This window comes from Rhizobium sp. CF122 (assembly GCF_000282035.1).
In the GTDB taxonomy this organism is placed as follows: Bacteria; Pseudomonadota; Alphaproteobacteria; order Rhizobiales; family Rhizobiaceae; genus Rhizobium.
Map to the genome: position 1 here is coordinate 14,272 of NZ_AKKA01000034.1, position 13,154 is coordinate 27,425.

Annotated in this window: 9 protein-coding genes; 3 read left to right on the forward strand and 6 right to left on the reverse strand. The window is 59.8% G+C overall.

Annotated features, from left to right (window positions below):
- Nucleotides 1-21 precede the first annotated feature (21 nt).
- The 3 genes from PMI09_RS09080 to PMI09_RS09090 form a co-directional block, all read right to left on the reverse strand.
- Nucleotides 22-453 carry a DUF2721 domain-containing protein gene (locus PMI09_RS09080; protein WP_007791516.1) on the reverse strand — a complete coding sequence of 144 codons (432 nt, stop codon included), beginning with the start codon at nucleotides 451-453 and terminating at the stop codon, nucleotides 22-24.
- Between the two features lie 51 nt (nucleotides 454-504).
- Nucleotides 505-1,164, reverse strand: coding sequence for a hypothetical protein (locus PMI09_RS09085; protein ID WP_007791518.1), 660 nt, complete (start codon nucleotides 1,162-1,164; stop codon nucleotides 505-507).
- A gap of 97 nt (nucleotides 1,165-1,261) precedes the next feature.
- Nucleotides 1,262-2,968, reverse strand: a complete 1,707-nt coding sequence (locus PMI09_RS09090; RefSeq protein ID WP_007791520.1) for an arylsulfatase — start codon at nucleotides 2,966-2,968, stop codon at nucleotides 1,262-1,264.
- A gap of 608 nt (nucleotides 2,969-3,576) precedes the next feature.
- Between PMI09_RS09090 and PMI09_RS09095 the strand changes: the two genes are divergently transcribed.
- Complete coding sequence (locus PMI09_RS09095; protein WP_007791522.1) at nucleotides 3,577-4,350, forward strand: NAD kinase; 774 nt, start codon at nucleotides 3,577-3,579, stop codon at nucleotides 4,348-4,350.
- Nucleotides 4,351-4,353: 3 nt separating this feature from the next.
- Complete coding sequence (locus PMI09_RS09100; RefSeq protein WP_007791525.1) at nucleotides 4,354-4,869, forward strand: hypothetical protein; 516 nt, start codon at nucleotides 4,354-4,356, stop codon at nucleotides 4,867-4,869.
- 108 nt (nucleotides 4,870-4,977) lie between these two features.
- On the opposite strand, the gene prfB is transcribed toward PMI09_RS09100, so the two are convergent.
- The 3 genes from prfB to PMI09_RS09115 form a co-directional block, all read right to left on the reverse strand.
- A protein-coding gene (prfB, locus tag PMI09_RS09105; RefSeq protein WP_157213351.1) for a peptide chain release factor 2 occupies nucleotides 4,978-6,109 on the reverse strand; the annotation gives its coding sequence in 2 pieces (ribosomal slippage) (nucleotides 4,978-6,039 and nucleotides 6,041-6,109; 1,131 coding nt in all).
- Nucleotides 6,110-6,209: 100 nt separating this feature from the next.
- On the reverse strand, nucleotides 6,210-8,657 hold the full coding sequence (locus PMI09_RS09110; RefSeq protein ID WP_007791529.1) for a penicillin-binding protein 1A: 2,448 nt from the start codon (nucleotides 8,655-8,657) through the stop codon (nucleotides 6,210-6,212).
- Nucleotides 8,658-8,900: 243 nt separating this feature from the next.
- The gene (locus tag PMI09_RS09115) at nucleotides 8,901-10,079 is read right to left on the reverse strand and encodes an N-acetylmuramoyl-L-alanine amidase (protein ID WP_052026521.1); all 1,179 of its coding nucleotides are present in this window, start codon (nucleotides 10,077-10,079) and stop codon (nucleotides 8,901-8,903) included.
- Nucleotides 10,080-10,798: 719 nt separating this feature from the next.
- Between PMI09_RS09115 and PMI09_RS09120 the strand changes: the two genes are divergently transcribed.
- The coding region (locus PMI09_RS09120; protein WP_007791533.1) for an Rne/Rng family ribonuclease at nucleotides 10,799-13,154 on the forward strand (2,356 nt) is incomplete at its 3' end.

The following is a 13,154-nucleotide window of genomic DNA, read 5'->3' on the forward strand; positions in this document are numbered from 1 at the left end:
GCGCCTTGAGCAGTTCGGCGATCAGCGCAGCTGACGGTCGTCGTGCTCTCTTTGCGATAGCCGGATGTCCTGCAGAAATCGGACGAGCGACGCCGCCAGGAAGCAAAGTGCCGCAATGAATAGTACGGCGGCGCCTGGTTCGTGGCGGTATCCCAAAAAAGCGATGACGAATCCGAATAGGAGGAGAAGCGTCACGCCGATCCCGGCAAGGACGGCCATGTGCAATGCACTGTTCAAGAGCAGTTCCCGCCGCCTCAGCTCCCCGATTTCCTGCTTCAGCCACACTCGAGAGACATCACCTTCATCGATCTCGCGGAGGTTTCTGATCCGCTCGGTTACGCCGGAAATCCGATTGACTAGCACCGCCACCATCGCCGCGACGGCATTAAGCATGAACGCCGGCGCGACCGCGTGATTAATCATTGTTGAAAGCTGATCAGCTTCGACTGACATACAGGCACCTTCGATCTGTACGGACGAATGGACGACCGCGCCGTGGAGGCGCTACGGAATCACATTGACTGCACGCGCGGCCACGAGCACGAGTGTCAGCAGTGAAATGGCACTTTCGAGCATCATCAGCCCCTTCGCACGTCGGGTGAGCGGCAGCACGTCGGTAGGACTGAACGCGGTCGCCGTATTGAATGCGAGGGAAAGATAATCGAGGTAGAGCGGTCGCCAGTCCGGGGGCGCCAGTTCGGGAACCGAAGCCTGGGGAAAGAGCCAGTCGGGCGTTCCAGCCATCCCACGCGCGATACGCGATGGGCCACCCGCGTCGATCTGCCAATAGAGCAGCGAGAAGGTGAGCACGTTGGTGATCCAGATGGTAACTGAAGACGTCAACAGCGACACTGATCGCGTCTCGGGCGGGTGGATGGTGATGATCCCAACCATATCTCCGAGTTCTGCCGCCGTATTCCCTGCATAGACGCCGGCAAGCAGCATGATGGCGACGTGCTCGATGCGCAGCCACATTGCCTTGTCGGTCGACACCGTCACCATGATCATTGGAACGATAGCTGCAATCAGGACCGCGTATGACACCCATCGCGGCATGGCATAGACGTGATGCGGCAGCACCTCCAAAAGGGCGAACACCGCCAGGATCGCCATCACCGGAGGCCAGCGTGGTTCGTCGCGACCTGCTTGGATGAAATCGCTCATCGTTACGCCCTCAGTCGGCCCAAAGGCCTGACAGATGAAGCACGGAGCGGACGCCCCGAAGGGCGTCCGCTCCGACGTCGTTACGCTACTGCGCGCATCAATCGTGACCTGTCTTCATTTCCCGGACCTGCTGCATCACTTGCTCCAGATTGTAGCTTGCAGGGCTCTGAAGCGGCGGGAAGTCGATGTAGGTCTCGAGATGCTTCAGCCACAACTGCTGGCCGATCGGCAGGATGTTCCAGTCATAGACATAGGCGGTGGACGGTGACGCGATGGCGCCGCCCATGCCGAAGAGCGTCTTGATCTGCTGTCCAACCGAGGTCTCGAACGGATCGCGCTTGATGTTGACGACCTGGGTCCACGAGTAGGGCTGCACGCCTGAGATGAAGCCCGACGGTGCGTCGGATACCATCGCGAAGTACATCTTCCAGTTCTTGTAGCGGACCGCCGACGGCTCCTTGCCGGAATAGTACAAGAAACTGTCGCGCGCGGATGGCGACTTGCCTTCCAGGAAGTCGCGCTGGTCGATCCCGTCGAGCGTGGTCTTGACGATCTCCGGATACTTGCCCGCCTCGATCTCTTTCTTCAGGCCGTCGCCCTTCGGACCGCCTGCGATGTTCACAAAGGTCGGCAGCCAGTCGAGCGCAGAGAACATGTCGTTCTTGACTGTGCCGGGCTCGATGTGCCCCGGCCAGCGAACCACAAGCGGCGCACGCATGCCGCCTTCCCAGGTGCTGAGCTTTCCGCCCTTGAACGGGGTGGTGCCGCCATCTGGGAAGGTGATCGTCTCGGCGCCGTTATCGGTCGTGAAGACGACGATGGTGTTGTCGAGTTCTCCCATCTCCTCGAGCCTTTTCAAAACATAGCCGATGTTGTCGTCCATCTGCTTCATGCCGGCTTCGTTGACGCCCCAGTCCTTGCCGCCGGGCTCGCCGACCATGTTCAGATATTTGTCAGGCAGCACGGTGGTGATGTGCATGCGTGCGGGGTTGTACCAGACGAAGAACGGCTTGTTGGTCTTCTTCGGGTCATTGCGGTCGAGGAAATCGATGACCTTGGCCGAGATCTCCTCGTCAATCGTCTTGGAGCGCTCAAGCGTCAGCGGGCCCTCATCCTTGCAGCTTTGGTTCGCCGGGGATCCGTCGGACGATTTGCACGCAAGCATCGGACGCGGCGGTGTCAGGCAGGTCGTGGTTTTTGGGTCCACCGCCGCCGGGTCTTCCGCTATCCCAGGAATCGGCGTGTTCCTGCAAGCTGGTGCGATCCCCTGCTCGGTTGAGGTCTTGTTGATGTCGGGGAAGCTCACCCCCTGCATGGCGTCGAGGTGATAGAGGTATCCCCAAAATTCCTGGAACCCGTGTGCCGTCGGCAGGGATTCGGTGGTATCTCCGAGATGGTTCTTGCCGAACTCACCTGTCGAGTAGCCGAGATCATACAGGAACTTGGCGAGGTGAGGCGTGCCGGCTCGCAGGTAGGACGGGCTTCCGGGAATCTCCGGCAGAACCATGCCAACGCGCACCGGCTGCATGCCGGTGATGAACGCGGTCCGCCCTGCCGTGCAGCTCTGCTCGGCATAGTAGGTCATGAACTTCGCCCCTTCCCGGCCGATACGGTCGATATTGGGTGTTTCACCGACCGCAAGACCTTGGTGATAGATGCTCGGCTGCATCCATCCGATGTCGTCACCCATGATGAACAGGATGTTGGGCTTCCTGGTCTCCTGCGCATGTATTGCCGCCGTGCTCGCCAACAGGCTGCCCGCAACGGCAGCCGCCGCTGTGCATATCTTTGCCGTTCGTCTCATTTCTGATGCCTCCCTCAAGGGCCTTCGCGTGGATGGCCACGTTGGTTGAAAAGACGTGTCAAAGCAGAGGAGACAATTCGGAGAGCTCCAAGTTGCAACTCAGCAGAATGGAGCGAAATAGCGCTCATTGTTGCCCCTCGACTTGCCGAAAGAGGGCATGTCCACTCTTCCACATATTTTCTACATCGTATCAGTGGGTGCAGATATTGCCCTTTAGGGAATCCGAATTCGGCTTGGCAGTTGCTCCGCCCAGACGAGCGTGAGGCCGAAATCGAGCTGGGGTGTCCTTCCTCCGGCAGCCTCTCGTCGCAACAGATGTTAGCACTGTCCCTGCAGTGAAAAGCGGCGAACGCGACTTGCTCGCCACCTATTCAATCGCCCTTCAGCCACCAGCCAGGGCTTCATGGGCTTGTCCGGCAGGCGTGCCGTGAACCGCAGTGCCGGCGCGGAAGAGCGCGGCCACGAGGCGTCGGGCGGGCGTGATCGCGACTCTTCAAGTTGACGTTGGCTTCACCCGGCGCCGCAGATGCACTTGACAAAATCGGCTTTTGTTGGCGCCTAGACGCCAAGACTATGTTATCGTTCATTGAATACAACAAAGGAATTACATGGGCCGTTCATTTCAGACGCTTTCCTTCCTTGCCTCCTCGGCAACCGAGGCGCTGGCGGCGCGGGAAGAGCTGATTCGCATCTATGGCGACGTGCCCCCTCATGATGCCGACGTGATCGTCGCCCTTGGTGGCGACGGCTTCATGCTGCAGACCCTGCACAGCACAATGAATTCCGGCAAGCTTGTCTACGGCATGAATCGCGGCTCCATCGGCTTCCTCATGAACGACTACCGAACGGAGAACCTGCAGGATCGGATCTGCGCAGCCGTCGAAAACGCTTTTCACCCGTTGCAAATGACAACGGCGAATTCGGACGGCACGAATTCGACAGCACTTGCCATTAACGAGGTGTCGTTGTTCCGGCAATCCTACCAGGCCGCCAAGCTGCGGGTCGAGGTGGACGGCGTCGTCCGGCTCGACGAACTCATCTGCGACGGTCTGATGGTGGCAACGCCCGCGGGTTCGACGGCCTATAACCTCTCGGCCCATGGGCCGATCCTGCCGCTTGACGCACCTCTTCTGGCGATGACTCCGGTCAGCGCGTTCCGGCCGCGGCGTTGGCGCGGCGCGCTTCTGCCAAACAAGGTGACGGTCGATATTCACATCCTCGAGGCGGAGAAGCGCCCGGTCAACGCGGTTGCCGACAACACGGAAGTGAAATCGGTGCTTCACATTCGCATCGCTCAGTCGGAACATACCACGGCGCGCATTCTTTCCGATCCTGATCGATCATGGTCCGATCGAATTCTTGCCGAGCAGTTTGAGGACTGAGAGATGAGTCTGCGACGAACGACGCTTTGCGCACTGCTGCTCGCCGCGACCGCACTCTGCGCTCGAACCGCTGCGGCCGAAGACGCAACCCTGCCGGCTTCGATCATATTCGCGACAAGCACGGGTTACTGGGAGGACGACGGCACGACGCCTGTCGTCCAACGGGCACCTTCAGCTCCTCAGACCGCGGCGGCAGCTGCCGCTCCGGCAAAACCGCGCCACGGCTATTACAAACTGTTTGCTGTCAGGCAAACAGACCGGACGGCCAAAATCTATCTGCAACAGATCGAACAGGGCGATGGTGGGCCTGCGATTGCCTCGACCGTGGAATTGCAGGAACTCAACGATCTAAAGCCATATGTCACCGACATCCGGCCTGAAAGCTCATCCGGCATGCTCAAGGAGCCTGGCCTTTTCGCAATGGTCTACCTAAAGACCGACCCGGATGCGGAATCGGAAACGTGGACAGTTGTCATCGACGAATTCGGTGAGGTTACCGTTGGCAAGGCAAGCAACTAAAGCGTTGTTGCTGCTCTTCCGCACGAGAATCCCCAACAAGCAGGCTTTTATGATTGAATCAAAAAAGGCCCCTTTCGGGACCTTCTTCAAATTCACACTTCGGAGTGATCAGTCGACGTCGTCTACGACCGCGTCCGGCTTGCCGCTGATGCGGTGGGCGAGCGCCGCTTCCATGAACTCGTTGAGTTCACCGTCCAGGACATCGCCCGGTGCCGTGCTTGCCACACCGGTGCGCAGGTCCTTGACCAGCTGATAAGGCTGCAGAACATAAGAGCGGATCTGGTGTCCCCAGCCGATGTCGGTCTTGGACGCCGCTTCCGCGTTCGCTGCTTCTTCGCGCTTCTTCAATTCCGCCTCGTACATGCGGGCACGCAGCATGTCCCAGGCCTTGGCACGGTTCTTGTGCTGCGAGCGTTCCTGCTGGCAGGCGACCACGATACCGGTCGGAATGTGCGTGATGCGCACGGCCGAGTCGGTCGTGTTGACGTGCTGGCCACCCGCGCCCGACGAACGGTACGTGTCGATGCGGCAATCGCTTTCGTTGATCTCGATGTTGATCGAGTCGTCAACGACGGGATAAACCCAAATCGACGAGAAGGACGTGTGACGGCGCGCGTTGCTGTCATAGGGCGAAATTCGAACGAGGCGATGAACGCCCGACTCGGTCTTCAGCCAGCCATAGGCATTGTGCCCCTTGACGAGCAGCGTCGCGGACTTGATTCCTGCTTCTTCGCCATCGTGAACTTCGAGAAGCTCGACCTTGAAGCGTTGACGCTCCGCCCAGCGGGTATACATGCGCAAAAGCATGTTGGCCCAGTCCTGGCTTTCCGTGCCGCCGGCGCCGGAGTGAACTTCGAGATAGGTGTCGTTGCTGTCGGCTTCGCCCGAAAGCATCGCTTCCACCTGACGGCGGGCAGCCTCAGCCTTCAATCCCTTGAGGGCGTCTTCGGCGTCCTTGACGACCCTCTCATCGCCCTCCTCCTCGCCCATCTCGATGAGCTCGATATTGTCGGTGAGCTCTTGCTCGAGCTGCCTCACGCCATTGATGCCGTCATCCAGCTGCTGGCGCTCGCGCATCAGCTTCTGTGCTTCCTGCGCATCGTTCCAGAGGTTCGGATCCTCTGCCTTGTTGTTCAACCAGTCCAGTCGTCTTACCGCCTGGTCCCAGTCAAAGATGCCTCCTCAGCAGGGTGATAGCCTGCTTGGTTTCATCGACCATGTTCTGGATTTCCGCTCGCATTTTCCTGCTTCTTTGCGTTGCTTCGAAAGTTGCCCGTCAAATAATTGTGGCGGCTGCGGATGTAAAGAGCCGCAGCCGCCACAACTGTTCGGGGGAAGGTTTAGTAGAGTCCGCCAGCGCCGGACTGTACGGCCTGATTGGCCTGCGGAGAGGTCTTCAAAATCTCCTCGGGGGCCATGGTGTTGTCCATGCCGATAACCGAGAAGCTGTCGGCAGGACCAGTGCCCGGCTTGAAAGCTTCGATGATCGTGTTCGGATCGCCCTGCGCCGCAGCCATGCCGGTCTTGCGGTCGATCGGAATGAGGTTCATCCCTGCGGGAATGACAAACTTGGACGCCGGCATGTCCTTAACGGCTGCCTGCATGAATTCGTTGAAGACCGGCGCCGACAGCGAGCCACCCGTGCCACCGCGGCCGAGCGTCGAAGGCGAGTCGAAGCCGATATAAAGACCGGCGACGAGATCCGGCGTGAAGCCAACGAACCATGCGTCCTTCTCGTCGTTCGTCGTACCGGTCTTGCCAGCAACGTCACGCTCACCGAGATCGATCTTGCCGGCAGCGGTACCACGCTGCACGACGCCCTGCAGCATCGAGGTGATCTGGTAGGAGGTCATCGGGTCAAGAACAGTTTCGCGATTGTCGACGACGTTGGGCTCGTCCTGGTTCTGCCATTCGCTGGCATTGCAGCCCTCGCAGACGCGCTCCTCGTGCTTGAAGATCGTGCGGCCGTAGCGATCCTGGATCCGGTCGATCAGCGTCGGTTTGATCTGCTTGCCGCCGTTGGCGATGACCGAATAGGCCGACACCATGCGAAGGACCGTGGTCTCGCCGGAGCCCAAAGACATGGCGAGAACCGGCATCATGTGATCGTAGATACCGAAGCGCTCGGCATATTCGGCAACAACATTCATGCCGAGGTCGTTGGCAAGACGCACCGTCATGCGGTTGCGCGAGTGCTCGATGGCGAAGCGAAGGGTATTGGCGCCACCGCCCTCGCCTTCATAATTGTCCGGCGCCCATACCTGGCCATTGCCGGTCTGGATCGAGAGCGGGTCGTCGCTGACAACTGAAGCCGGCGTATAGCCATTGTCCATGGCCGCCGCGTAGACGAACGGCTTGAAGGACGATCCCGGCTGGCGCATCGCCTGGGTCGCACGGTTGAATTCCGACTGCGCGTAGGAGAAGCCGCCGACCATCGCAAGCACGCGACCGGTCTTCGGATCCATTGCGACCAGACCGCCCTCGACCTTCGGCGGCTGGCGAAGCCGGTAGGAATTGGAACCGTCGTCGCCCAACCGCTCGACGTAGACGACATCGCCGGCGGACAGGACGCCCTCCGGCGACTTGGCCGTCTTCCGGCCGGCAGCCGAGCGATACGCCCATTGCATGTTCTTGGCCTCGATGACACCGCGCTCGCGCTCGGCAGGAATCTTGCCGGCGCCGTCTTTCGGCGGCTGAAGTCCGATGTCGACGCTGTCGCCGGAAACGGCCAGTACAACAGCCAATCGCCATTCGGACACGTCGGTCAGCGCCGGAATATCGGCCAGCGCCTTGCCCCAGTCAGCCGTCGTGTCGATCTGCTTGATTGGGCCGTGGAAGCCGCGGCGCTCGTCATAGGTCGTCAAGCCGTCCTGCAGCGCCTTGCGCGCGAAGACCTGCAGCGCAGGATCAAAGGAGGTACGAACGGACAGTCCGCCTTCGTACAGCATCTTCTCACCGTACTGCTCGATCAACTGGCGGCGGACCGCCTCGGCGAAATAGCCGGATGCAAAGAGCGAAGGCCCGCTGCTGCGACCGGTAACACCAAGCAGCTGCTTCTTGGCCTCGGCACCGTCAGACTGGCTGACATAGCCATTTTCGACCATGCGATCGATGACCCAATTACGACGGGTGACCGCTGCTTCGGGATGGCGGAATGGATGATAGTTGGCCGGGCCCTTCGGCAGGGAGGCAAGATAGGCCGCGTCGGCGATCGTCAGTTCGTTCACCGACTTGTTGAAATAGGTGAGCGAGGCGCTCGCAATACCGTAGGAGTTCAGGCCGAAGAAGATCTCGTTCAGGTACAGCTCAAGGATCTTGTCCTTGCTGTAGGCCTGCTCGATACGGAAGGAGAGGATCGCTTCCTTCGCCTTGCGCTCCATCGTCTGTTCGCTGGAAAGCAGGAAGTTCTTGGCGACCTGCTGCGTGATCGTCGAACCACCCTGCGTCGGACCGCCGGTCAGGTAGGCAACGACTGCGCGCGCAAAGCCAGTAACGTCGATGCCGGGATGCTGATAGAAGTTTTTGTCTTCCGCAGACAGGAATGCAGCCTTGACGCGATCGGGAACCGCCTGAATCGGCAGGAAAAGTCTGCGCTCCTTGGCGTACTCCGCCATCAGCGCACCGTTGCCTGCATGCACGCGGGTCGTCACCGGCGGCTCGTAGCTGCTCAGCACTGCGTAGTCCGGAAGGTCCTTCGTGACGGTTGCCAGGTAAACGGCAACAACAGCCGCCACGCCCAGGAACAGGACGCAAGCCACTCCGAAGAAATATCCAAGAAGTCTAATCATATTTAAGCTACCGGTATCTCAATCATCGATCGGCGCGAGCATAACCATCGCATGGATCGGGGCATCTTGCGTGTTGGGCGACTTACTCCATGAGCGTTTTCGCCACAAGCCGATTCCGTTTCAACTATGGAAACACAAGCCTGAGTAACGGCGTGAATGTGAGTAAAATAGGGCCTTGAAGCGCTATTCCCACATTGCAATTGCGTTACCCGAGCAAGTGTCGCATCTGCGCCACGGCTGAACTTAGCCGCCATTTGCAACCATCGCCATGCGATAGTGCTTCACCGCCTCCGTCAGCAGGTCCGCCATCCTTCCCCGCCATCCGTCATCGAGGAGCAGTTTTTCGTCTTCCCTGTTCGAAAGGAAGCCTAGTTCCAACAGGATAGACGGCACATCTGGCGCCTGCAGAACGCGGAAGCCGGCATGGCGATGCGGATTGTTGATTGTCCCCACCTGATCCTTGAAAGACGCGAGCACGCTCTCAGCCAGAGAAATCGAGAAAGCCTGCGTTTCGCGGCGTGTCAGGTCGAGCAGAATATCGGCGACTTCGGGAGGCTCGGCCACGGTCTCCTTGCCGGCAATCTGGTCGGAAAGGTTTTCGCGGTCGGCCAGATCGGCGGCGAGCTTGTCCGAGGCCCGGTCGGAAATCGTGTAGACTGTCGCGCCGCGAATATCCTTCTGCTTCAGGGTGTCGGCATGCATCGAAATGAAGAGGCCTGCATGGTTCTGACGGGCGATCTCCACACGCTCGGACAGCGACAGGAACGAGTCGTCCTTTCGCGTCAGAAACGCCTTGATGCCGGACTCGCGGTTGAGGCGATCGGCCAGCGCCTTGGCGAATGCGAGCGTTACGTCCTTCTCCTGCGTCTTGGTATCGACGCCGATCGCGCCCGTGTCGATCCCACCGTGACCGGCATCGACAGCGATGATGAAATCGCCGTTGGCCGGCTTCTCCGGCGCGGGAATCGCACTGGTCGTCTGTTGAGGCGAAGGATCGCTCCATGACTGGGCCTTGACCAGTTCGGCGAACTTGTCCTTGTCCGTCATTGCAGCATCGAGGACGAGACGATGCCCCTTGCCGTCCTCATCCGCCTGAACCTTGGCGACTTCCATCTTCACCGGCTTCTTGGTCGTCAGTACGATGCGCGCACTGTCCTGATCCATCCTTCCGTAACGGATGTCCTTGAATAGCCCCCTCGCCTCGAGGTCGGCGGTTGGGAACCCGAAGGCCGTCGCGGGCAGATCGATCACCACGCGTTCGGGATTGGCGATGTAATGGACCGAAAAATCCGGGGCCCGATCGAAATCGATGACGATACGGGTGCGTGCATCGTCGCCGATGATGCGGGCACCGTAGGCGAGCAAAGGCTCAACCTTGGCTGCATCATTTGCTCTCACGTCCGGAAGACATACAAAAACCATCGCCGCCACAGCGACGAACGCACCCGCAACCTTCGTCCTCCGCCATCCGGATATCACCGTCGCGGGTCGTACCCTCTTAAACAATCGACCGCCACACCTTAAATAACATTCCGATCAAGTTCTCCCGGTAAACGCGAAATTGCCCGTGTCGACGTCCTTCGCGGCCGCGGAGCCGAATCGGGGCCCTTAATCCCCGATTTTCTATGCCTTCCAAAATCCATCAATATTATGGCACATTTGGCTTTTCCCTTGCTATTGTGACAGAGAAAACATACAAGGATTTTTAGGGTAGAAGTGCTGACGGGATAGAGTCGCCTGCACGGCAGCCAAACCGATAAGGAACTGGCGCCACAACCGGCAATCGTCTGCCGTCATATGTGTTTCCACTCGAAATTGGATCCTGAATTTTCCGGCGTATGCGGGAACTTCATCGGTGGATAGCCACCAACCGCTCTTTACAGAGAGAGCAAACTCATCGGACCTGAACAAGGTCTTAGTTTTGTCGATCTCGCTTGGTCTTTGATGGTGTCGCAGCAGGTTTTATCTGAAGTCTACAGGCCCCGGGAGAACATCTCCCCCGCTGCTGTCTGGCTGCTGCCTTCCACACCGCACCAATCGCGACTTTCATTATCCGGCGCTGCAATGACGAGCCGCACCTCTTCTGTCTCATCGACACAAGCGGATGCTGACGTTCGACCGCGCCGAGGAGCACAGCTTACATGGCAGACAAGATGCTTATCGACGCGTCTCACGAGGAAGAGACGCGCGTTGTTGTCGTTCGCGGAAACCGCATAGAAGAATTTGACTTCGAGTCGCAGCACAAGAAGCAGATTCGCGGCAATATCTATCTCGCAAAGGTAACGAGGGTCGAACCCTCGCTGCAGGCCGCCTTCGTTGATTACGGCGGCAACCGGCACGGCTTCCTGGCCTTTGCCGAAATTCACCCCGACTACTATCAGATCCCGCTTGCCGATCGTCAGGCCCTGCTTCGCGCCGAAGCCGAAGAGCATCGCCGCGACGACGACGTCGAACATGTCGAGACGGCACCGGTCGATCTCTCCACACAAGAGCAGCCGGACGTCGGTGTCGAAGCGCCTACAGCGGAAGCCGCGCCAGAGGTAGAAACTGCTGCCGTAATCGAGACGGTCGAGGCCGTTGCGGAAGTTGCCGAGGAAGCACCGGCCAAGAAGGCAAAGCCCCGCCGCAGCCGCAAGAAGGCAGCGCCGGCTGCCGAAGCGCCGGCAAGCGATGAGGCTGCCAGCGAAGCCCCTGTTGACAACGATGACGAAGGCTCCTCGGGCAACGAGATGGCTGCAATGGTCGAGACGGACTCGATCTCCGAAGAGGTCGACGCGCGCCGCCGCAGCGATGACGACGATGACGACGATCACGACCACGAAGAGGAAGTGATCGAATCAGTCGGCGCCGAAGATGCCATGGAGGAAGTTCCCGATCGCGTCCAGCGCAAGCCGCGCAAGCAGTATCGCATCCAGGAGGTCATCAAGCGCCGCCAGATCCTGCTCGTTCAGGTCGCCAAGGAAGAACGCGGCAACAAGGGTGCTGCGCTCACCACCTACCTGTCGCTGGCAGGCCGCTATTCGGTTCTGATGCCGAACACCGCCCGTGGCGGCGGCATTTCCCGCAAGATCACCAACCCGCAGGACCGCAAGCGCCTGAAGGAAATCGCGCGCATGCTCGAAGTGCCCCAGGGCATGGGCGTCATCCTGCGCACCGCGGGCGCAAATCGCACCAAGGTCGAGGTCAAGCGCGACTTCGAATATCTGATGCGTCTTTGGGAGAACGTCCGCACGCTGACGTTGCAGTCGACCGCTCCCTGCCTCGTCTATGAGGAAGGCTCACTTATCAAGCGCTCGATCCGCGACCTCTACAACAAGGATATCGGGGAGATCATCGTCGCCGGCGAGGAAGGCTATCGTGAAGCGAAAGACTTCATGAAAATGCTGATGCCGAGCCACGCCAAGGTGGTTCAGCCTTATCGCGACATCCACCCGATCTTCTCGCGTTCCGGCATCGAGGCGCAGCTCGACCGCATGCTGCAGCCGCAGGTGACGCTGAAGTCGGGCGGCTACCTGATCATGAACCAGACAGAAGCGCTGGTTTCAATCGACGTCAACTCCGGCCGTTCGACCCGCGAACATTCGATCGAAGATACGGCGCTCCAGACGAACCTCGAGGCGGCCGAAGAGATCGCCCGACAGCTTCGCCTGCGTGACCTTGCGGGCCTGATCGTCATCGACTTCATCGACATGGAAGAGAAGCGCAACAACCGCGCCGTCGAGAAGAAGCTGAAGGAATGCCTAAAGAACGACCGCGCCCGCATCCAGGTCGGCCGTATCTCGCATTTCGGTCTTCTCGAAATGTCGCGCCAGCGCATCCGCGCTTCCGTTCTCGAATCGACGACGCAGGTCTGCTCGCATTGTGGCGGCACCGGCCACGTCCGTTCGCAGTCCTCGGTTGCCCTGCATGTCCTGCGCGGCATCGAGGAATACCTGCTCAAGAACACGACGCACAACATCGCGGTTCGCACAACGCCTGATATTGCGCTGTACCTGCTCAATCACAAGCGCCAGACGATCGTCGACTACGAAGTCCGCTTCGGCGTTGCGATCATTATCGACGCAGACGGCTCTGTCGGCTCGCAGCACTTTGCGATCGACCGCGGCGAGCCGGTCGAGAACCCTGTCAAGATCGAAAGCCTGTTCAACTTTGCCGCCATTCCCGATGACGACGATGATATCGTGGTCGAAGTCGACGAGGAGGAAGAAGAGGAACTGGAGGCCAAGCCGGCCGCCGCTGAACGTCCGGCACAGCGCGCCGAAGGCGATGGAGAGGGCCGCAAGCGCAAGCGCCGCCGCCGTCGTCGGGGCCGTAACGGCAACGGCGAGCCGGTAGCCACCGACAGCAACTCTGCCGAGGCTGAGGAAGGCGACCAGACCGGCAGCGATGACGAGGATGAAGGCGACGAGAGCGTTGCCACCACCTCGGAAACGCGTGACGAAGGTGATGAGACCCAGCGCCGCAAGCGCCGCCGTCGTGGCAAGCGCGGCGGCCGCC

Excerpts from the sequence above, each read along its gene's own strand:
- PMI09_RS09080 (WP_007791516.1), bottom strand. The coding sequence starts at position 453 with ATGTCAGTCGAAGCTGATCAGCTTTCAACAATGATTAATCACGCGGTC.
- PMI09_RS09095 (WP_007791522.1), top strand. The coding sequence starts at position 3,577 with ATGGGCCGTTCATTTCAGACGCTTTCCTTCCTTGCCTCCTCGGCAACC.
- PMI09_RS09100 (WP_007791525.1), top strand. The coding sequence starts at position 4,354 with ATGAGTCTGCGACGAACGACGCTTTGCGCACTGCTGCTCGCCGCGACC.
- PMI09_RS09115 (WP_052026521.1), bottom strand. The coding sequence starts at position 10,079 with ATGGTTTTTGTATGTCTTCCGGACGTGAGAGCAAATGATGCAGCCAAG.
- PMI09_RS09085 (WP_007791518.1), bottom strand. The coding sequence starts at position 1,164 with ATGAGCGATTTCATCCAAGCAGGTCGCGACGAACCACGCTGGCCTCCG.
- PMI09_RS09090 (WP_007791520.1), bottom strand. The coding sequence starts at position 2,968 with ATGAGACGAACGGCAAAGATATGCACAGCGGCGGCTGCCGTTGCGGGC.
- PMI09_RS09110 (WP_007791529.1), bottom strand. The coding sequence starts at position 8,657 with ATGATTAGACTTCTTGGATATTTCTTCGGAGTGGCTTGCGTCCTGTTC.